Below are 20,864 nucleotides of genomic sequence, written 5' to 3'. Positions count from 1 at the left end.
GTCTTGAGTGTAAGGGAGTACTGAATTCATATGATGTTTTCAAAAGTTAGTGGAAAATACGTTTCTGTTGAGGGTGTAATCGGGGTTGGTAAAACTACCCTGGTCAAATTGCTATCTCAGAAGTACACGATGCCCACTGTACTGGAAGTAGTCGAGGAAAATCCTTTTCTCACGAACTTCTACGAAGACATGGACAGGTGGGCCTTTCAAACTCAACTCTTCTTCTTGATAAGCCGATTTGATCAACAGTCACTACTGAAAAAGGCGGCTTCTCAAGGCCAAGGAGTAATCTCCGACTATGCATTTGTGAAGGATCACTTGTTCGCTTCGCTAACTCTGAAAGGCGAACAGCTAAGACTCTATGAGAAGATCTTCAATGCTCTTAAAGAGCAGGTCCTCCATCCCGACCTCATAGTCTATCTCTTTGCTGAGGTAGACATTTTGATGAACAGAATCGCTTTGAGGGACAGACCCTTCGAGAGAAGAATGGACAGAACTTACATAGCAATGCTTGGAGACGCGTATGAAGAATATATGAAAGACGTGAAGGAAAGCAAAGTGCTCAGGATAGATACGTCAAACATCGACTTTGTGAGGAACCATGATGACCTTAACACTATTTTCAACAGAATAGAGGCATGTTTATGATTATTGGAATTTGCGGAAACATTGGAGCAGGAAAATCATCTCTCACCTCGCTTCTTGAGGAGACTCTGGGATTCAGAGGGGTCTACGAAGCAGTGGATGAAAACCCGTTTCTGAAGGATTTTTACTCCAACATGGAGCGATGGGCCTTCCACTCGCAACTATTTTTTTTGATAAAGAGATTCGACTTCCTCAAGAGAGTCGTGACAGAGGGCGCAGTGATTCTTCAAGACAGAACTATATATGAGGACGTTGAGATATTTGCTCGCAATCTTCAGCTTATGGGTTATATCGATGAAAGGGACTGGCAATTATACATGGACACTTACCAGACACTTTCTGAACATCTGACGGCCCCAGACGGAATTGTCTATCTTAAGTGCTCGAAGAACGTGTTGTTGAAGAGAATAAGGAAGAGAGGGCGTGGTTTCGAGAGTGGTGTCAGCGAGGACTACATCGAAAGACTGAATGGTCTTTACAGCGAATGGATCAACAGCGTCACCTTCTGTCGTAAGTTAGTTATTGACGGAGATAGATATGATTTCATAGAGAGTCCTCAAGACAGAGAAGACGTTCTTCACCTGATTTCAAGGTTCACGGCTGAGCTTGTGGCAGGAGTGCAGTCTAGGTTGTTTTCCAGATAGCTTCAATTGAAGATACATCTATGTATTCTATTCCTGCAGCCGTGCAAACACCGTCCATGGTAATATCGTTCCCAATCATCACGCAGTTCTTTGCCTCGAGGTTATTTATCTCAAGAATCTCACGATAGTATCTAACATCGGGTTTCACATAATGAGAGTTTTCCATTGTAGTTACATAATCGATGAATCCGCTTTCTAATCCTACCCACTGTAATCTTTTGTTAATAGCCTTCTCGGGGAATATCGGATTTGTAGCGATAATAATCTCGCTTCCTGCCCTTTTCAGGTTTTTAAGTGACTTAACAACCCTTTCGCGCGGTACAATCAGTTCCTGAAGCCTATTGTACTCACTGTCATAGAAGTTGTTGAAGAACAGTTCATACCATTTCCTGTTCCTGTCAAACTGCCCCATAGAATCGGTGAACTTCTCCATGAAATGATCGTAGTTATTTACTAGTCCGTCTCTTTCACCGAAAAGACTCTTCAGCGATGTGTGCAGAGATGCCATGAATCTTTCGAAATCGACTCTACCCTCAGCAAAGTCTGCTATTAGCTGAAAATAACGTCTGGCAAAATCCTCGTCAGAAACAGAACTTAGCGTCCCATCAAGATCAAACAGATATGTTGTTAACCTTTTCAAATCTCCACTCCTATCGCAAGTTTCTTTTTCGCAAATGCCTGTAAGAAATCACAATTTCCGGCAGTCCCTATAGAAACATTTCACATTTTAAGATTATCATGATCGGACATATACTGCCAGACCTTCCACCTTGACAGTGAAGATCTCTTCACTTTCAGTTCAGACATTGACCCGGCAAGACCAGCAAGAATAGAGGATAATGAACAGAGCTCTTCGCTGAGCAAGCTGAAGTGAGTGACACAGTCAAGAGACGAGTAACTTCATTCATGCTCTCAGATAATGGCATCATCACTCTTTCTGAGCAATATAGGAGAAGAGTTCCTTCAACGTATGACTCAAATACACGTAACAAATGTTACCGAGTAAAGCTGTCACTTTTGGTAGAGTATTAATGAACAAACGGGAGGTGTCGATATGGGAAGGAAGATAACAGATAGCGTTACATGGGTCGGCAAGATCGATTGGGAACTTAAGAAGTTTCACGGAGAAGATTATTCGACTCACAGAGGGTCAAGTTACAACTCTTACCTAATATGGGACGAGAAGACAGCCCTGATAGATACAGTATGGGCACCCTTTGCAGAGGAATTTGTGGAGAACCTGAAGAAGGAGATTGATCTGTCCGAGATTGACTATGTCATTGCGAACCATGGGGAGATTGATCACAGCGGCGGTCTCGTTGCACTAATGAGAGAGATTCCAGACACGCCAATCTACTGCACGGCTAATGCGGTGAAGTCTCTTAAAGGGCAGTTCCATAAGGACTGGAATTTCGTGACAGTGAAGACGGGCGACACTCTCACTCTCGGCAAGAAGACCCTAACCTTTGTGGAAGCGCCTATGCTTCACTGGCCAGATTCAATGTTCGAGTACCTTGACGGAGATGCGATACTGTTTAGTAATGACGCATTTGGACAGCACTACGCCACAGAGCTTCTGTACAACGATCTTGTGGATCAAGCCGAGCTGTATCAAGAGGCAGTGAAGTATTATGCCAACATTCTAACTCCTTTCAGCAAGCTCGTAATCAGAAAGATAGAAGAAGTTCTTTCCTTCAATTTACCGGTGAACATGATATGCCCTAGCCATGGGATTATCTGGAGAGAAGATCCGACACAGATAGTCAAAAAGTATCTGCAGTGGGCAAACGACTACCAGGAAGATCAGGTGACTATCGTCTACGATACTATGTGGGAAGGCACGAAGATGATGGCTGAAGCCATTGCCGATGGTATAGGAAGAGTAAGCAAAAACACGGCTTTGAAACTCTACAACGCTGGTAAAACAGACAAAAACGACATTGTAACAGAGATATTCAAGTCGAAGGCTGTTCTCTTTGGCTCTCCGACAGTCAATAAGGGAATCCTCGCACCTCTTTCCGGCATGCTTCATGAAGTGAAGGGACTGGCTTTTAAGAACAAGAAGGCAGCGGTGTTCGGCACTTATGGATGGAGTGGAGAATCAGTAGAAGTCCTGGGAAAGATGGTGGAAGAAGCCGGATTTGAAGTAGTCCAGGCTGGCCTGAAGAAAATGTGGTCCCCCGACGACGCAAACTTGACCGACTGCAGAGAGTTCGGTTCTGAATTTGCTTCTAAGCTCTGATATACCCCTAAGCTTTGAGTAGTGTTCTCAATTTGTGAAACGTTTCGTCTTCCAGGAGGTAGTAAGATTTTTTCAGTGCCGCCTCCTGGTATGCTTCTAGAAATGCGACTGCGTCGCCAATTGTCTCCACAAGTCTTTTCTTGCCTACCTCTTTCTCTATTTCCATGGCCATTTTCATCCCCACCGGAACCAAACTACCGATACCGAACCAACTTCTCTCCATAATCATTCTAGCTTCATCGTCGAAATACTCTTCTGCACAAGACTAAGGAAGACTTCCTGAAGCAACTCGAGATGTTTCTCAAAACCTTCCATGACTTTCGATCTCGACAGTGTAACACGTCTCATCGCAGGTATCTTCGATGAATCACTAACAAGGTTCGCTATTTCTTCGTACTCCATACTCACAAATCTCTACACGAGCTGATCAAGAGGAGTCTCGTCAAACACAATCCTTTCGTCAGTGATAGAGTTTCTTCCGATGTGATGTGCCTCATGAGCCAAAACTTCCTCAATCGCATCGAAACCTATATCCAAGGCAAAAACAGGATCGAACTAGACTCCCCTATGATCGGCATTCGCATTGTAAGGCATCGGAATGAGATAGACGTTAAAACCCTCAAAAGACACTTGATCCGGAAGGTACATCTTCGCCTTTGAGATGGCTGAAGATCTTATCTTTGATTCGTTTTTCACAATTAGGTCCAGAAAGACCCTCAACTCGGGCCTTCTCTCCCTGATCTTGTCCAACTATGTTATGAGCTCTGTGCAATCCTTCGAAAGACCCGAAAGTGTCCTCCCTCCGGGAAATGGCAGCAAGCAAGCATTCCTTTGTCTCAGAAGCGTGCACATGAAACTGTGTAAACATGTTCGAAAGAGGTGAATCGAGAACCTTACTCGCTTTCTCCTTGCAAGAACCTCTACCGGAATCTACCAGATCAATGAGAGCGAAGATCTCCTCTGTATGAATCCAGCTCAATTGAATCCCCCCCGTGAAGTCGTCAATAGGCAAGAGATACTATACCATCAATCTTGGCGAGGCATAGAAGCTAGCGGGTCAGTCCCACACCTCTGTGTACCTGAAACAATGCACTAAGTGATCGTTCACCAACCCGGTTGCCTGCATAAGAGCATAGACGATTGTCGGCCCAACGAAAGTAAATCCGCGCTGTTTGAGTGAGCGAGATATCTCAGCGGACTTTTCAGTAAGAGGCGGAATCTCAGAAAGACTTTCCCATTTGTTGACTATAGGTCTATTTCCGACAAAACCCCAGATGTAAGTATCGAAAGCGCCAAATTCAGCTTCAATCTCTAAAAATCTCTTTGCGTTGTTTATTGCCGATTCAATCTTTCTCCTGTTCCTGATTATACCCGCGTTCTTGAACAACTCTTCGACTTCGCCACTTCCAAAATCAGCCACCACACGAGGAACGAATCCAGCAAAGGCTTCTCTATAGCTCTCTCGCTTTTTGAGCACAGTGTGCCAATTAAGACCAGCCTGGGCCCCTTCAAGAATTAAGAACTCAAACCACTTCTTGTCGTCATGAACTGGAACTCCCCATTCTCTATCATGATATTCAATATACAATTCGTCTACTTCTGACCATGGACAGCGTTCAATTTCCGACATAGTAATCACTCCGTCACCCAAATACTTTTTCCAAATGACTCGGCTGGGGCATCTGTTGAAGATTCACGCCAAGAAGAGAAGAGATCATTTTCATGTGATCATCTAGTTTTTGAAAGAACAGGTTCATCTATCTATACATATTCACCTTCTGAATCGAATATCTCCCCGACAACCGCTTTGGCCTGTTCGTAGGATTTCGTTCTAGGATCTCTCAACAGTATTTCGATTATAAGTTCGGGATTTCTTTCGTTGAATGCCTCAAGTGCCCACTCCATTCTCAGTATTCTTGGTTTCAGATACCATTGAACAACTCTCTCAGGCAAGGCAGGTTCAATCTCTTCTATATGGATTCCATCACTATCAACGATTGCCGGAACTTCAACGGCAACATCGTCATCAATCCCTTTAATCGCACCCTGATTAAGAGTGTTGACAATGAATCTCGCAGAGTTTCCGTTGACAATCGCATCAATAAAAGGTATATGCTGCTCACCGCTCATTGAATTCCTATCATATAGTTGGGCAGCTTCTCTTGTGAAATCGCCCGAAAGACCTTTCGATCCCTCGATTATAAGCTTCTCCAGACTCGCTCCGGGAAACTGTTCGATAGCTTTCGAAAGCGCTATGGTTGCGTTCGTGACTTCACCCAGCTGCTCCTTGTACCACTTCCACCCCAGTTCTGAGTCGGGACTGCCCCACGGACTTCCATACCACTTCTCCAGAGTATCTTGATCATAATGGTACTTCCAGCTGCTGTTTCGAACCGTGTCTCCAATAGGAACCAGACCATAGAATGAATACATGTCAATCGTCGCGGGAGACATCTGAACATTGAAAGGATTAGACGGCCTGAACTCACTCGCATCGAATTTCGAAGCGTATTTCTCGAATAATGGATACAAGTCCTCTCCTCTTCTTCTAAACCTATTGAGCCATATTCCGTGGTTGACACCGGCAACCTGCCAGTCTAATTCATCTTTGTGAACACCAAGGGTCTCTGCAACTTCCATAACATCGTAATGACCGTGACAGAATCCGATCATTCTGATCTTTGATTTTCTTCTTATGAGCGTGGTCCCTTCGAATACCGGGTTAGCCGCCTGAAGCATCCATGCTTCCGGCGCCAGTCTTTCCATGGTCTCGGCAATCTTCAAAAAGAACGAAAGCTGATTCCAATTTGTCAGTGTGTAGTAGTCTGAAACCATGTTGAATTCCTGTGTGTCTATCCCTCTATAGTAACCATGCTTCTCTCCGATTGTCCTGATTCTGTCCAGGAATCCGTGTCCACCTACTAGAGCCGTATTAATCACGAAGTCGCTTCCCGCGACCGCTTCTTCTAGCTCCGTTGTCTTCGAAAAGTTGAGATCAGTTTTCATCTCTGCAGCTAATTTCGAGGCTAGAACATGCACCGCTTCAAGTCTTCCCTCATCAATGTCCATTAGAGTTACCTTGCTTTTGTGAAGTCCCTTTGTCTTGCAAATATCGCTCACTAGCCTAAGCGAAAACACTGCGCTTCCTGCACCTATTATGCAGATATTCACTGCAGACAAACCAATCCCTCCCAGTCGTCGTTTAGATAAATGATACCACTAATTAACTGCTGCTCAGAAACTCAAGACCATGTAGACAACTTATGGACAGTTAAACAAACAAATGCGTCGCTCGGTCAAATTGCTGTAGATGTTCCAGAAAGACGTGTCTCATTCAGGACCTTTTAAAACCTTTTTCAAAGCAAATGCTTATTGCAATATTAACCGTAGTATAATATCTAGTGAGCTGTATTCGGTTTGAGGGACGAAGAAGACTATCAATCGGCTTTATGCCGAATAACAGGGGGTGTTTAGATGAAAAAGTGTTTGTTGGCAGTTCTTCTTTTGTCCGTAAGTCTGCTTTTTTCTTCGGGAAGTGTTGAGATCTTCAGCTGGTGGACCGGTGGAGGGGAAGAGGAAGGACTAGCCGCAATCTACGATGTCTTCAAAGCTAAGTATCCAGACGTAGAGATAATCAACGCAACGGTTGCCGGCGGAGCAGGGACGAATGCTAAGGCAGTCTTGAAGACCAGAATGCTCGGTGGTAATCCTCCCGATTCATTCCAGGTCCATGGGGGCATGGAATTGATCGACACGTACGTTGTTACGGGAATGATGGAACCTCTTACCGCCATTCTCGAAAGCTGGGGAATACTTGACAAGTTCCCTGAGGACATTATGACCATCTGTAGCTACGAAGGCGAGGTTTACTCGATTCCCGTTAACGTGCACAGAGGAAACGTGGTCTTCATAAACAATGAAATCCTCCACAAGGTTGGAATCGACGAAGTGCCTACCGATGTACCCGGCTTCCTTGAAGTATGTGCAAAGATTAAGGAAGCAGGGTATATACCCCTATCGCTAGGAGACAAGGACAAGTGGGAAGCTGGGCATCTCTTTGAGACGATCTTGCTTTCAACTCTCGGACCTGATGGTTATAATGGTTTGTGGAACGGCGCGACAAGCTTCAGTGACCCAGGGGTTGAAAGAGCAATAGTCGTGTTTGAAGAATTGATCAAGTATGTGAATGAAGATCATGCCGCTCTCACCTGGCAGGACGCAACAAGAATGGTCTTTGAAGGAAAGGTAGCGTTCAATGTAATGGGAGACTGGGCAGAAGGTTACCTGAAGACGCTTGGCTGGACACCGGGAGTAGAGTTCAGCTGGATGGCAGTTCCAGGAACAGAGGGCTCCTTCATGGTTGTTACGGATACTTTTGGACTGCCTATGAACGCACCAAATAGAGAGAATGCTCTCAAGTGGTTAGAAATTGTCGCTTCGGTAGAAGGGCAGGATGCCTTCAACCCGATAAAGGGTTCGATTCCGGCAAGACTCGATGCAGACAAGTCTCTCTATGATCCCTATCTAATCTGGTCGATGGAGGATTTCTCGACCAACGCTCTATGTCCCTCTATTGCCCATGGATCAGCCGCTCCGGAAGGGTTCGTAACGGAGTTGAACGATGCAGTGAACATCTTCATAACCACAAAGGACAGAGCGGCCTTGATGAGAGCAATAAGAAATGCCGCTGAAGACTATATTGATTAATCCTTGTTAGTAGGGGCCTGCAAGTAGCAGGCCCCTTATTTGGGGGTGTTCTAAATCAAGAGGAAGACAAGACGTGGAATTATCTCCTTCCTGATTCTTTCACCAACATTCGCAGCAATAGGAATCTTCGTCTATTTTTTCATCGGTCAGACGATCAGAACATCTGTTTCCAACTGGAACAGTTTCGCGAGACTCCTTAAAGGCGAATTTGAATTTGTCGGATTAAGAAATTACTTGAGACTCTTCGAAGATCCGAGGTTCCAGACGGATCTATGGAACACCCTGTATTTCACTCTTTTCTTCATATTGGGATGCTTGATTCTAGGGATAATTCTTGCTACACTCATCGATCGAAACCTCAAGGCATCCAGTATCTTCAGAAACATATATCTCTTCCCGATGGCGCTATCGTTTGTAGTAACCGGTGCCGTCTGGAGATGGATATTCGCTCCTGGAATACTTCCAAATAGCCCTCAGGGCATGAACCTTCTTCTCGATATTTTTGGGCTCGATCTCTTGCAGTGGAAGTGGTTCACAAGTACGGAGAGCTTCCTGAACTTCAATGTTGCGCTTATTCCTGTAATAGTTGCCGCTGTCTGGCAAATGTCAGGATATACTATGGCAATGTACCTTGCAGGGTTGCGCGGAATATCGCAAGATCTGATCGAGGCAGCTGAAGTGGACGGAGCGACGGGCTGGCAGATCTTCTGGAAAATCAAATTTCCTATTCTCAGGCCGATCACTTTGAGTGCGATGATCATTCTCGGTCACATATCGTTGAAGATATTTGATCTGGTCTATGCGATGACCGGAAGCGGGCCAAACAACGTAACCGATATGCCTGCGCTGTATATGTTTGAAACGACTTTCAGAGCAAACAAATACGCAACTGGATCGGCAATAGCTATCATTATGCTCTTGTTGGTAGCCGTTGTAATTATCCCATATCTTGCCTCGGCTTTCAGAAAGGAGAAGAGGGTATGATCAAGAAAATCGTCACTTACATTCTTCTGGTTGTATTTGCATTGTTCTTTCTGATGCCAATCTATGTCCTTCTGGCGACAAGTCTCAAACCTCTCAGAGAAGTCGGCCTGGAGAAAATGTGGTTCCTGCCTAAGGAACCCTCTCTTGATGGCTTCGCAAAGGCTTTCAACCGTCTCGCTCCTAACCTGAGGAATTCATTCATTTTGGTGATTCCTGCAACGCTCTTATCAGCCATAATTGGCTCTATTAACGGTTACGTTTTATCGAAACTGAAATTCAGAGGTTCCGATTTGCTTTTCGCTCTAGTTCTCTTCGGGATGTTTATTCCTTACCAGAGTGTCCTCTTCCCTCTTATTCGTTTCCTGCAAGACATAGGTCTTTACGGCTCACTTTGGGGATTGATTTTGGTCCATGTAGTTTATGGATTGCCAATAACAACTTTGATCTTCCGCAATTACTACAGTGAAGTACCTACGGAGCTAATTGAAGCGGCTGGAATAGATGGCGCCGGTATATTCAGGACCTACCTGAAAGTTCTCTTTCCAATTTCTCTACCCGGCTTCGTAGTAGTTGTGATCTGGCAGTTCACTAATATCTGGAACGAGTTTCTCTTCGCGGTAACTGTAACGAGTGATCCCACAAAGCAGCCAATTACAGTCGCTTTGGTCAATCTTGCCGGGAGTCAGGTTGTTGAATGGAATGTTCAGATGGCTGGAGCGCTGCTGGCTGCTCTACCAACGCTGGTTGTCTATGTACTGCTTGGTAAATACTTCCTGAGAGGACTTCTTGCGGGCTCTGTCAAAGGCTAGAGAACTCTAGGCGATCCTTCTCAGTTAACACTCAGAGCTCTGTCGAGAAGATGCTGTCTATTCTGTGCCGAAATCTCGGCAAGCTCATCTTCAAATCCACATTCCTCACCATCTTTTGAAGCTTTCAGGTAAAGGTGAAGCTGTCTTCCAACAACATTGCTCATCGTGAAGCCTGCTTTGTCTTCCATGGTCTTACGGAAGCTTTCTGTAACTTCCTCTCCAAATTCGTCCAGCAGATGGGCATATGTCATCCCGAAGATAAGAAACTCGGCGAACATATCCTCCCGGGAAGGATGCTTCTCTCCGTAAGACTCGAGAATTCCAAGTGCGAAAGGTGAGTGCTCGAGTCTTTTGACGAGTTCGGCAATCCGCGAGAGAAAGAGGTCTGCAAGCGGGTGACAGAACTCGTTAAAAGCAACGATTCTAGACCAGACGAAGTTCTCAAGATAACTGGAGAATTCTTCATCGGGCGCCGTGACCCCTGGCTCATAGGGCCACTTCTCGGTCGCTCTACCTGGATATCTTGCAATACTGTAGAGCCAGTCAGATCCAGATGCACCAAGAGAAACAAGTTCAGGGAAAAGCGGATTTGGAGCGAAAATAAGTTCTTTGTAATTATTCCAAAAAACCGCCACTAACTCTCTCAATACTATTACCGATCAAAGCTTCGATAGCGTCTTTCTCAACCTCATTCTATAGCGTCTTCTGGCTTTCCTGGAGTTTCTCCAGAGTTCCGAACTCGAGAACCCCCTAATCTCCCTGTTCAAACCGCTCCTATGCAAACCCGGTTCGTATCTTTCGAGAAATGGCGGAAATCCAATTGGCTTGAGACCAGGTCATGAATGGCTAAGAATGTAAGTGAAGAAGAAATAGGACGGTGTTCCATCTCTCAATAACCTTTCAAGCTCATGAAAGCGTACCTTATTGCCTAGAATGAAGTTCTCTGTATCCAAACAGAGAGGGTGGTGTCTGTGGGGCTTCTGATTTGCACTTTGATTCAGCTCTGATGTCATAAGGACTATTGCCATCACTTGGATCTGCTTGTCACTTTCGACCTTCATCTTCCATCTCATCTTCAGAGTGTGTCTTTATGAAACAGAAAGAATCTTGATACAGACACCAATTATCGAATCATACCAAAGATTGCAATCAAAGCAAAACTGACTCTTTGTGTAGATTTCATTACTGCATTGAGTCCCGACAATTGACGCCATCAAAAACCATCCTGGTAATTGTAGGATATCCCGGGCTCTAGATCCGAAACTGACGCAATCAGAGTTTGTAACAGCCATTCAGCTCCACACTCAGCTCAACACCGTCTCTTCTCGAAATGAAAAAACTATCCAAGATCGTCGAGAACCACGATCACCAGATACAGTCTAAAATGACTTATGGAGATCAGATTTGAAGAGTTGAACCATCGGCGTAATAAAGGAATACATCCTTTGTTCTCTCGAAAGGTTTGAATCCATTCATTAGAAAGGGTTCTAGATCAAAATCCTCGCTGGCCATGGTATGCATACGGCCGAAACCTCTCGCCTTCGCGTAACAAACAAGCTCCTTCACGAAAACCTCAATACTCTCCCTGTCCTCCATTTCAATGAAATTGATGTCAAGACAATCATTGAACTTGGAGTTTATCGACAAAACCGCCCAGTTAGCGCCATCTGAAAGTTGCACAGGATGTATCAGGAAACTGGTCTTGTTTGGAACTTCTTTTGGAATAAATGACCAGTCTTCGCTGATGTGATCATCGATTTCCGGAATCTCGTCGCTTTCCAGAAGATTGAAGGAAAAGGGAGTCAATTCGTCAATCTCCTTCTCCAGATTTGTGAAGACAGCTATTCGTTCGAAGCCAAAAGCTTCGTTCATCTTGATCGAAGCCGTGTTGTCAAAGTAAGTTGCAAAATAAAGCCTTTCAAGCCCCAGATCTCTGGTCAACTGCAACATCTCTTTGCCCAACTCTTTCCCGTATCCCCTTCCCTGAAAGGCGGGGTCTATTCTCATCCCTTCCATCCAGCCCACTTTGTCGGAGAAGAGCCTTAGATTATCTATTCCAATTAATCCTCCTTCACTCCAAAAACCCATGAAATAGCAAAAGGGGTCGTCTACCCACTTGTCAAAAACCAGGGGGATATAGTCATCTCCTTCCCAGATCGTCTTTACGATCTCCTCAACTCTGCTCCGATCGCTCTTTTTCAGAAGCTTTATCATAAGTACACCTTCCTCACATAGGGAGATGTCATAACTCTTAACAGAGCTCCGTAAGACATTCTGAAGGGAATCGAGTCACCAACAGCAAAGGACTTCTCGGAATCGGTTACATCCACTATCAGATGGTCGCTCGAAGCATGGATTATTTCACATCCACTTACCAAAGGTGTCAATCCGGAGGGAACCACATCTTGTTCACCAAGATCAAGTATTGCCTTCATTCTCTTCCCTTTATCTACGAACCTTGGAACCCGACCAAAGGCATCATGACCGATATCGCCAATTGGTATGGAAGGCTTCTCTGCAAGTTCAATAATCTCTCCTACGAGAGTGAATGTGTTCTGTAGGGTTCCCGGAACTCTTCGGTTGTTAGTGACATCTGTTCCACACATGATAGATTCACCCAATCTGAAGTGATTTATGCCTCTGGGAAGCGTTCCATCTTCGAGAAGAGGAAGCGAAGCGGTGTTTCCTGCTGAGTATCTCCTCATGGAGTATCCGGTTGCCTTTCTAAGCGACTCTCCCAGGTCTAAAAGTATCTCGAATTTGGCGGGAGAGGCTATCACTCCGCCGAAACACCCGAGGTTTGTCCCAATTCCATCGAGATTCGTTCCGGCAATCTCGAATGCCTTCATAAGAATTGCCTCAGCCTCGTAATACATGACTCCCTCTCTGAGGTCTCCGGTATCGATCATATATATGAATTTCAAATCTTTGCCGCTTTCAGTCGATACTTCATTGAGTCTGACCAAAGTCTCCAAATTCCCTATCAGAACCGTGTCTACTAGCTCCACTACTTCCCTGAATCTAGCCTGTTCAGGAAGTCTGAGCAGGAGGTAATCGGCCTTCATTCCAGAGCCTTTAATCCTCGATATGTTCTCCAGCCTTGACTCGCCAATTTCAGAAATGCCGTTCTTCAACAGTACATCTACTATGCTGGGATCGCCGCACACGACCTTAGTCACTCCGGCAATTTCTACCCCACTGTTCTTAGCCAGTTCCCTAATCCTTCTTACATTCTCTGCGATACTGTCCCTCATCACTTCAACAAAAGCCATTCAAATCACCTCTAGTAAATTATATATTATGCTCCTCTTCCGTTCGCTGCCATCTCCTTATCTGACTAACTTGTTGTCGTATAATATCTACATCATGTATCAAAATAAGGGAAGCTATTTGATTCTACTTTTTTTGAAGGAGCCGGAAGAGATTTCTTCTCGTGGAAAGGCCTGGTCTCTGGAAACGGGATACTATCTTTACGTTGGATCGGCAATGAAATCTCTTTCAGAACGAGTTAAGAGGCACCTCGTTGAGCGAAAGAAACGGCACTGGCACATCGATTTCCTGAGAGAAAAGGCAGAGGTTGTTGCAGTGTTGCTACTTCCATCTGAGCACCGTAGAGAAGAACAGCTTTCCCGGTTCGTCTCGAATTACGGCAAACAAGTTCCCGGCTTCGGAGCCACAGACTGTAAGACCGATTCAAATCTTTATAAGCTGGAATCAGAAGGCGTAGAAAGAGTGTTCTCTTCTATCGTCCTATTATGGAGGGATAACTGTGATAGCATTTTTGAGTGACTGGGGACTAAGCAGCTACTATGTTGGTGTAGCTAAAGCCGCGATTAAAGAAGTAAATAGAAAGGCGGAGATAATAGATATATGCCATGATATCAAACCTTTCAGCATTAAACACGGAGCATACGTCGTGCAAAGAGTAATAAGGGATCTTCCCAAGGATGCAGTCTTCCTCGCAGTTGTCGATCCCGGCGTGGGAACTTCGAGAAAGCCAATAATGATGATTCTTAAGGATGGAAGGCGGCTTGTTGGTCCCGACAACGGTTTGTTCACATTTGTTGGGGAAGAGTATGGTATTCACGAGATTCGTGAATTGGAAAACAGAGAATACCACAGAGGCAGTTCGAGAAGCTTCCACGGTAGAGATATCTTCGCTCCAGTGGCTGCCTATGTGGATGCGGGAGTCGAGCCAGAAAAGCTTGGTTCAAGACTTATGAACTTCGAGTACTTGAAATACAAGAAGCCTGTCAGAGATGGAAATACGATTATGGGAGAGACCGCCTTCTATGATCACTTTGGGAACCTCGAGACCAATATTCCAGCATCTCTTGGAAAGGATCTGGAAGAAGGCGATACTCTTGAGATAGTTAAAGGGAGAAGACCCTTCAAGCTGACCTTTGGAAACACTTATTACGATGTCAACCCGGGAAACCTGATGGCTCACTTCGATTCAGCCGGTTTTTTGGAGATAACTGTGAACAAGGGAAGCGCACAGCATTTCCTTTCTATTGAAGAAGGAGAACCCATAACGCTTGTCAAAGTCTGATAGAGGTCTGTTCAAACCAGGCTATCACTACATCGTAGGCGGAGTAGTGCTGGGCGCAGGATTCCTGTTCTCCCTCTTATACGGTTTCAGTCTCGAGAGAGTTTTTCTAGTAGTTGTTTTGGCGGCCACATCGACCGTTACCGTTTATTTCACACTAGTTAGGCAACTCGAAAGGCTAATAAGGCTTGTCCGTACAGGTGAGAAAAAGACTATTGGAGAGCTTGATGGTCAGTTCAACGAGATATATGGTTTCTACAGGAATCTCTCTCTCCAGGTGGAAGAAGAGAGAAACTACTATGAGAAACTATACATGGATTACTCGGAACTCCTTAATACTCTCGATATTGCCGTTGTTTCGGTTGACGAGAAAGGGAATTTCGACCTAGTGAACGAGGCATTCATCAAGAGTTTTTCCTATGGAAGCCAGGGTGCCAGGTATCTGCGAATCGACAGATTCACAAGAAGAACAGGCCTAGTCTTTCCTCTTCAAGAAGGGCAGTACGAAGTTTACAGTAAGAAACTCGGAAAACGCTACCAAGTTTCAGTAGCACATAAGAAAAAGAGCGGTTTCTTGCTTACTCTTACCGACAAGACCAGTCAGTGGAAGACAAAACAGCTTCTTGAAAAGACAAGAAGATACGCAGTAGACGCTCAGACAGTCGCCGACCTTGCACATGGACTCAAACAACCTCTCGCAAATGTTAGACTGGCACTTGATCTGTTCAAGAGAACAAATAAAGCTGAATACATTGAGACTCTGTCGAGAGAGCTAAATTCTTTTCAAAGCAGGGTTGGGGGTATTCTACAGATCTTCAGATATGGAGAAGAGTTTGAAAGAGTCGATCTGTCAGAGCAGGTGAGCAAAATCGCCAGCTTTATGTCATCAATCTTCTCCGAAAAAAAGATTCAGCTTAGTTTAGTCTCTCTTGATAAGGGAACTGTGTTGATACAAAAAGGTAGACTCGAGAATGTGATAAAAAACCTCTTCATGAATGCTGTAGAAGCAACTACTCATGGAAAAGGTCTGATCCTCGTAAAAGTAAGGGCATCAAGAGAACTTCTGACGCTGATTCTAGCCGACAACGGAAAGGGGATAGACTCAGAGGCTCAGCAAAAGATATTCAAACCTTTCTTCTCAACTAAGTCAGAGGGATCGGGGCTCGGACTGTACCTCGTCCACAGTTTCTGCGAAGAGAACGATGTAAGATTGAAAATGAGGAGCTCACCCGGAAGGGGAACAGTATTTGCTTTGACCTTCAGGAGGCAAGTAAATGAGGAGTAGAATTCTATTAGTTGACGACGATCTCGCTTTCAACGGACTGCTGGGTGCAGCATTGGAAGAAGAGGGATACGAAGTTGTACAGGTATATAACCTGGCGCAGGCAAAAAAGCAGATATCCGAAGAAATCTTCGACTGTCTGATTCTTGACGTGAGACTGCCCGACGGTTCGGGACTTGAAATTCTTCCTGAGGCCTCGGCGAATACACCTGTAATAGTAGTATCAGCACACGGAGACATCAACACTGCAATTGAAGCCGTAAGAAATGGCGCCTTCAATTTCCTTGAGAAACCCTTCGACTTGACTCACGCACTCCTTGAAGTGAAGCGAGCAATAGAGTTCTCGGAGGTTTCTCGGGAGAGAGATAACCTTGCAGAAATGGTAGTTGCGGAACCACCCGTAGAGATACTTGGAAATAGCAAAAGCGTTATTCGCATGAAGGAAACGATTGAAATGATTGCTCCAAAGAAGGTGACAGTCCTCCTTGAAGGCGAAAGCGGTACCGGAAAGGAAGTCGTTGCAAGAACCATTCATCAAAAAAGCGGAAGAAAGAAGTTCGTTCCGATAAACTGCGGTGCTATTCCTGAGAATCTATTCGAAAGCGAACTCTTCGGTTATGAGAAAGGAGCCTTCACCGGAGCAATGAACTCAAAACCCGGCTTGATCGAGGAGTCTCATCGCGGAACACTCTTTCTGGACGAGATATCGGAGATGCCTCTTCCTATGCAAGTGAAGCTCTTGAGAGTGCTTGAGACATCTAGCAGCCAGAGACTGGGAGGTACCAATTCTCGCAAGCTTGATTTGAGAGTAATAGCGGCAACGAACAGAGACCTGGAGATCGCCGTGGCTGAAGGTGTCTTCAGAAGTGACCTCTTCTACAGACTGAACGTCGTGAGACTGAAGATTGACCCCTTAAGGGAGAGGAGAGAAGATATCCCACTTCTGATTAGTCACTTTTTGCCTACGCTTTGTGACGAGCTTGGCATGAAGAGGATCTCAAAAGTACCCGAAGAGTTTACCGAAAGCATGAAGGACTACGATTGGCCAGGGAATGTGCGTGAACTACGTAACAGGCTGTTGTCAATCCTTGCGGTGAACGGTACCTTGAAAAGCCTCTCCCGTTCGACAACTCCCGAACGTAAGCATGCTCTCGAAGACGATTTTAGATTCGAAGAAGTATCTCTCGACGAGCTGGAGAGGCGCTACATTTACTGGCTAATTGAGAGAAACGAAGGAAACAAAACAAGAGTTGCGAAGATTCTCGGGATAAGCAAGAGCACGCTTTACGAAAAACTTAAGAGGTGGAACATCTTTGAAAGTAATAACAACTCACCGTAATCCGGATTTCGATGCGTTCGCATCTGCGGTTGCAGCTCAGAAGCTCTATCCAGATCACATTATCGTCTTTGGAGGGCAGCTTGTTCCTGCGTTGAAGAGCTTCCTTTCTTCGAAAAGCCTTCTGCTGTCTTTCTACTACATCAACGAGCTGAAGATCTCCGATCTCTCCTCTGTGGTTATTGTTGACACATCAGATATAAAGAGGATTCCCTCTTCTTTGCAAAGAATAATCGGAAAGAACACAGAATTAAGGTTTTTCGATCATCACAGGACAAATCTTTCGGGCAATCAGATCGGGGTTTTCAGAGAACTGGGGTCCTGCACTACTCTACTGTGCAACCAATTGCGGAAGAAGAAAAAGGAGATTTCCCGAAATGAGGCAACTCTATTTGCAACGGCCATCTACAGGGAAACGGGAAACTTCACCCATGCCTCGACCAAAGCACAGGATCTCAGAACGGCAGCGTGGCTTATAGATATCGGTGCCCAGCCGGACGACCTGGGAGTTTACTCCAGTTACAGGTTAAGTTCGGCCCAGCAGAGACTTGTTGAATCGCTGATCCTGGGTTTGAAGAGCAAACTCGTCAGGGGCGTGGAAGTCAATATCGCAACTGCAAAGAGAGACTCTCTACCCGGCGGCTTCAGTCTCGTTGTGGAGAAGCTCTGGTCGTTTCTGGGGGTCGAGAATCTAGTGGTCTTGCTCGAGACCAAAAACAGAGTCTATTTCACAATGAGATCACGATACATGAGTCTAGACACGGCAAAACTCGAGGGAGTTCTAAGGAACGGCGGCGGGTCTTACACTCTCGGCTACTTTGAAGGTTGCTCTGTTGAAGATGCCGAAGAAAAGATAATCAGGAACTTCGAAGACAACATCGATCGTCTTATAAAAGTCAGGGAAATAATGTCTTCTCCTGTAAGAACAGTACTAGCCGAGATGAAAGTGGAGGACGTCTTCAAGATAATGCACAGAACCGGTCATCACACACTTCCAGTGGTAGACCACGAAAAGATAGTGGGTGTCTCGAAGTACAGAAACGTTGAAAAAGCCGTTCGCCACGGACTTGCAACAAGAAGAATAATCGAAGTCATGGACCGCTTTTTCGTTACAGCGTCTGCTGATGATTCAGTTCAATCGGCGACTGACAAGATGGTAGAGAACGATACAACCGCAATATTGATTATCGACAACGGCATACTAATTGGAATCGTTACTAGAACTGATTTGCTGAAAAGCGCTTTTGGAAGAAAGAGGATAATCGACCCTGGAGGCAATGACAGTGATCAGAGTTATTCGAAGTTTCCTATCGAAGATCTCATCGAGGAACGTGTGGAAAAGCGAATAGTAACAATGTTGAGATTTCTTGGAGCGGTCGGGAGCGAATTGAATATGCCGACATATATCGTTGGGGGTTTTGTCAGAGATTTACTTCTTAACAAACAGAATCTTGACCTGGATGTTGTAGTTGAGGGAAACGCAAACGCTTTTGCCGAGACTTTCAAGAAATATTTCAACATCAAGATCGTAGAACACAGAGAGTTCCTTGCAAGCTCGATGTTCTTCAACGATGGGCTGAGAATCGACGTAGCTACCGCTAGAACTGAGTATTATAAGAAGCCTGCAATGCTTCCGGAAGTGGAAATGAGCACGATCAAGAAAGATCTATATAGAAGGGACTTCTCAATAAACGCAATGGCAGTGAAACTTAACCAGGAAGAGTTTGGGATTCTGATCGATTTTTTTGGTTCAAGAAGGGATCTTTCAAAAGGAGTGATAAGGGCGCTTCATCCACTTAGTTTTATTGAGGACCCGACCAGAATTCTCAGAGCCGTCAGGTTCGAACAACGCTTTGGATTCGAAATTGAAGTGAGAACTGCCGAACTATTGAAGCAGTGCGCTGCAGAAGGCTATCTTGATAGAGTGACAGGTCAGCGGCTTAGGGATGAGTTGATCAAGACTCTCTATGAACCTCTTCCTTTGAAGGCTTTGAGAAGGCTTTCGGGGTTTGGCGTAACTGAGAAGCTCTTCCCACAGTCGAAATTTGATAGAGAAACCGATATAATGCTTGACAGGTACTTCTGCAGAAGAGACAGAAACGCTTCGATCATAGGAGAAGACAAAATATTCTACACTCTCTTGATGATTATGCTAAGAAATAGCGATAATGAGGCTGTTGAATGGTGTATCGAACGCTACGGACTTACGAGAAACTTTCTCGACAGGCTTACTGATGCAATAGACACTGCTGGTAGAATAGTAAATGAGAAGCCCAAAACGCCTTCTCATTTTCATGTTTTGCTTAGAACAAGGAAACCGGAAACCCTGAACTTCGTTGACAGCCACCTCGATGATGATTATGACCTCCTGTTTTTCTCTTATCTGAAGAGACTGAGCGAAACAAGATTGACAGTCGACGGAAACACGCTAATAGAGAAATACGACATGAAAGAAGGACCGGAGATCAGGGAAGCGCTTGACAGACTGTTCTGTGCGAGACTGGACGGTCTTGCTGAACAAGAGGAAGATGAATTTGTCAGGAAATACCTAAAAGGGAGGGGATCGAAATGAAAAGAGCGAAATTGTTCTTGATATTGAGTGTATTAGTAGTAGTTGCGTTCACAGTTTCTTCTTGTTTCCCAATTAAAGGAACCATCCTGCTTCTAGCGCAGAGAATCGGATGGGAACCCGGAAAGCCGGTCGTTATTGAAGCCAACGCACTATTATTCATGCCAGATCAATCGTCGAACTACCAGTGGTCAGTAGATGCCAAACCTCAAGGGAGTTCTAACTGGATATCGAGAAATGACCTGGTCAAAGTAATCCCGAGCGACAGAAACTCGAAAGTTGTCGTTTACCTTCCTGTTTACGAAAACTTCGAAATCAAGATTACCGCAAAAATCTCTGGAACCAGTGCAAGTGGAGATCATGCGAACTACAGCTCAGAGATTACGAAACACGTAAGCGAAATACCCGATGTATTGGTTGAGGTCTTCGAGAAGAGTCTTGGGTTCAATACACCAGACTTGTGGTTTGAGGATTATTTGGATGGTAGTAGATCAAGTTCGGTAAGGACTCCTGTGTTTTTTAAACTCAGCAAGGCTCTGCACTCAACTGCTTACTACAACAGAATCGGTTGGGGAGTATACCCTAAAAATGAAAGCATTCTTCCGGCTGCACAAGTGGTGTTTCATGGCGATGCTGAATACGTTGTAAACAGCACCTCGACATCTGTTTCTACAACCATGGAGAACTGGTTTAAGCTTGTGGATATTGATCACAACCGATTCAAGATGCGAATCGAGCCGCAGAGTCTTGTAGGACTAGATTCAGGATGGAGAGTAAGAGACTGGATAGTATCACTGAACGTTTCTCAGGCTGTTCTGGATAGTCCAGACACTCTAATATATCTTGTGAAAATCGATCGTTCAAGTTACAGAGCAACTCATATATACAATATTAAAAATGAATTCTATCTTTCTGAAGTAAGCGGCGATTTTAGAGAAGAGGCAATTGTTCCCGCAGCGTACCTTCACGAATCGAAATATGGAACACTTTGGAGTGAGGATAATTATTTTGCAGTTGTAGTTATGAATTATGACAGTGTAGCACCCCAGGTAATAACTGATCCATATGTAATCAAAGCTGCCGAGATGATCTGGTAG

The 20,864-nt window shown here is 44.9% G+C and carries 20 protein-coding genes and 1 pseudogene; 12 read left to right on the top strand and 9 right to left on the bottom strand.

Annotated elements, in window-relative coordinates:
* The first annotated feature begins 30 nt into the window (after window positions 1-30).
* Together RJ60_RS01790 and RJ60_RS01785 are read left to right on the top strand one after the other, a co-directional pair.
* Entirely contained in the window at window positions 31-648 is a 618-nt protein-coding gene (locus RJ60_RS01790; RefSeq protein WP_099830531.1) for a deoxynucleoside kinase, read from the top strand.
* Complete coding sequence (locus RJ60_RS01785; RefSeq protein WP_099830530.1) at window positions 645-1,289, top strand: deoxynucleoside kinase; 645 nt, start codon at window positions 645-647, stop codon at window positions 1,287-1,289. The genes RJ60_RS01790 and RJ60_RS01785 overlap by 4 nt, the downstream gene beginning before the upstream one ends.
* Here RJ60_RS01785 and RJ60_RS01780 read toward each other — a convergent pair.
* The gene (locus tag RJ60_RS01780; protein WP_099830529.1) at window positions 1,270-1,929 is read right to left on the bottom strand and encodes an HAD family hydrolase; all 660 of its coding nucleotides are present in this window, start codon (window positions 1,927-1,929) and stop codon (window positions 1,270-1,272) included. The two genes, RJ60_RS01785 and RJ60_RS01780, sit on opposite strands and share 20 nt — an antisense overlap.
* 414 nt (window positions 1,930-2,343) lie before the next feature.
* Between RJ60_RS01780 and RJ60_RS01775 the strand changes: the two genes are divergently transcribed.
* Window positions 2,344-3,531, top strand: coding sequence for an anaerobic nitric oxide reductase flavorubredoxin (locus RJ60_RS01775; RefSeq protein ID WP_099830528.1), 1,188 nt, complete (start codon window positions 2,344-2,346; stop codon window positions 3,529-3,531).
* A 7-nt stretch (window positions 3,532-3,538) separates the two neighbouring features.
* On the opposite strand, the gene RJ60_RS15950 is transcribed toward RJ60_RS01775, so the two are convergent.
* The 5 genes and pseudogenes from RJ60_RS15950 to aglA form a co-directional block, all read right to left on the bottom strand.
* Window positions 3,539-3,754: a DUF5700 domain-containing putative Zn-dependent protease gene (locus RJ60_RS15950; RefSeq protein WP_243392398.1), complete on the bottom strand. Its 216-nt coding sequence runs from the start codon at window positions 3,752-3,754 to the stop codon at window positions 3,539-3,541.
* Between the two features lie 2 nt (window positions 3,755-3,756).
* Window positions 3,757-3,933 carry a hypothetical protein gene (locus RJ60_RS15945; RefSeq protein WP_243392397.1) on the bottom strand — a complete coding sequence of 59 codons (177 nt, stop codon included), beginning with the start codon at window positions 3,931-3,933 and terminating at the stop codon, window positions 3,757-3,759.
* Window positions 3,934-3,945: 12 nt separating this feature from the next.
* Window positions 3,946-4,227: pseudogene (locus RJ60_RS16420) on the bottom strand (DUF5700 domain-containing putative Zn-dependent protease).
* Between the two features lie 361 nt (window positions 4,228-4,588).
* Window positions 4,589-5,152: a DNA-3-methyladenine glycosylase I gene (locus RJ60_RS01765; RefSeq protein WP_180977929.1), complete on the bottom strand. Its 564-nt coding sequence runs from the start codon at window positions 5,150-5,152 to the stop codon at window positions 4,589-4,591.
* A gap of 140 nt (window positions 5,153-5,292) precedes the next feature.
* Window positions 5,293-6,711 carry an alpha-glucosidase AglA gene (gene aglA, locus RJ60_RS01760; protein WP_099830526.1) on the bottom strand — a complete coding sequence of 473 codons (1,419 nt, stop codon included), beginning with the start codon at window positions 6,709-6,711 and terminating at the stop codon, window positions 5,293-5,295.
* Window positions 6,712-7,005: 294 nt separating this feature from the next.
* On the opposite strand from aglA, the gene RJ60_RS01755 reads away from it, so the two are divergent.
* The 3 genes from RJ60_RS01755 to RJ60_RS01745 are packed head-to-tail and all read left to right on the top strand — an operon-like array spanning window position 7,006 to window position 10,031.
* Window positions 7,006-8,238 carry an ABC transporter substrate-binding protein gene (locus tag RJ60_RS01755; RefSeq protein ID WP_099830525.1) on the top strand — a complete coding sequence of 411 codons (1,233 nt, stop codon included), beginning with the start codon at window positions 7,006-7,008 and terminating at the stop codon, window positions 8,236-8,238.
* Between the two features lie 54 nt (window positions 8,239-8,292).
* Complete coding sequence (locus RJ60_RS01750) at window positions 8,293-9,222, top strand: carbohydrate ABC transporter permease (protein WP_099830524.1); 930 nt, start codon at window positions 8,293-8,295, stop codon at window positions 9,220-9,222.
* Entirely contained in the window at window positions 9,219-10,031 is an 813-nt protein-coding gene (locus tag RJ60_RS01745) for a carbohydrate ABC transporter permease (RefSeq protein ID WP_099830523.1), read from the top strand. The genes RJ60_RS01750 and RJ60_RS01745 overlap by 4 nt, the downstream gene beginning before the upstream one ends.
* 20 nt (window positions 10,032-10,051) lie before the next feature.
* Here the strand turns inward: RJ60_RS01745 and RJ60_RS01740 are convergent, their stop codons facing one another.
* From RJ60_RS01740 to RJ60_RS01725, 3 genes are all read right to left on the bottom strand, one after another.
* A complete protein-coding gene (locus RJ60_RS01740; protein ID WP_099830522.1) occupies window positions 10,052-10,666 on the bottom strand; it encodes a hypothetical protein in 615 nt (204 codons plus the stop codon).
* 763 nt (window positions 10,667-11,429) lie between these two features.
* A complete protein-coding gene (locus RJ60_RS01730; protein WP_099830691.1) occupies window positions 11,430-12,245 on the bottom strand; it encodes a GNAT family N-acetyltransferase in 816 nt (271 codons plus the stop codon).
* Window positions 12,242-13,303 carry an alanine racemase gene (locus RJ60_RS01725; RefSeq protein WP_099830690.1) on the bottom strand — a complete coding sequence of 354 codons (1,062 nt, stop codon included), beginning with the start codon at window positions 13,301-13,303 and terminating at the stop codon, window positions 12,242-12,244. Before RJ60_RS01725 ends, RJ60_RS01730 begins: the two co-directional genes overlap by 4 nt.
* A 118-nt stretch (window positions 13,304-13,421) precedes the next feature.
* On the opposite strand from RJ60_RS01725, the gene RJ60_RS01720 reads away from it, so the two are divergent.
* Genes RJ60_RS01720 through RJ60_RS01695 form a run of 6 tightly spaced genes read left to right on the top strand, consistent with a single transcriptional unit; the run spans window position 13,422 to window position 20,864 of the window.
* Window positions 13,422-13,820 carry a DUF123 domain-containing protein gene (locus RJ60_RS01720; RefSeq protein WP_243392417.1) on the top strand — a complete coding sequence of 133 codons (399 nt, stop codon included), beginning with the start codon at window positions 13,422-13,424 and terminating at the stop codon, window positions 13,818-13,820.
* Window positions 13,801-14,583 (top strand): S-adenosyl-l-methionine hydroxide adenosyltransferase family protein, encoded by a 783-nt coding sequence (locus RJ60_RS01715; protein WP_099830689.1) that lies wholly within the window; start codon window positions 13,801-13,803, stop codon window positions 14,581-14,583. Before RJ60_RS01720 ends, RJ60_RS01715 begins: the two co-directional genes overlap by 20 nt.
* A complete protein-coding gene (locus RJ60_RS01710; RefSeq protein ID WP_099830688.1) occupies window positions 14,570-15,865 on the top strand; it encodes a PAS domain-containing sensor histidine kinase in 1,296 nt (431 codons plus the stop codon). Before RJ60_RS01715 ends, RJ60_RS01710 begins: the two co-directional genes overlap by 14 nt.
* Complete coding sequence (locus tag RJ60_RS01705) at window positions 15,855-17,201, top strand: sigma-54 dependent transcriptional regulator (RefSeq protein ID WP_099830687.1); 1,347 nt, start codon at window positions 15,855-15,857, stop codon at window positions 17,199-17,201. The genes RJ60_RS01710 and RJ60_RS01705 overlap by 11 nt, the downstream gene beginning before the upstream one ends.
* The gene (locus RJ60_RS01700; RefSeq protein WP_099830686.1) at window positions 17,176-19,770 is read left to right on the top strand and encodes a CBS domain-containing protein; all 2,595 of its coding nucleotides are present in this window, start codon (window positions 17,176-17,178) and stop codon (window positions 19,768-19,770) included. The genes RJ60_RS01705 and RJ60_RS01700 overlap by 26 nt, the downstream gene beginning before the upstream one ends.
* The gene (locus RJ60_RS01695; protein WP_099830685.1) at window positions 19,767-20,864 is read left to right on the top strand and encodes a hypothetical protein; all 1,098 of its coding nucleotides are present in this window, start codon (window positions 19,767-19,769) and stop codon (window positions 20,862-20,864) included. The genes RJ60_RS01700 and RJ60_RS01695 overlap by 4 nt, the downstream gene beginning before the upstream one ends.

Source organism: Mesotoga sp. B105.6.4, from assembly GCF_002896535.1.
Lineage (GTDB): Bacteria > Thermotogota > Thermotogae > Petrotogales > Kosmotogaceae > Mesotoga.
The sequence above is the reverse complement of the archived record's forward strand: the minus strand, read 5'-3'. Positions and strand labels throughout refer to the sequence as shown.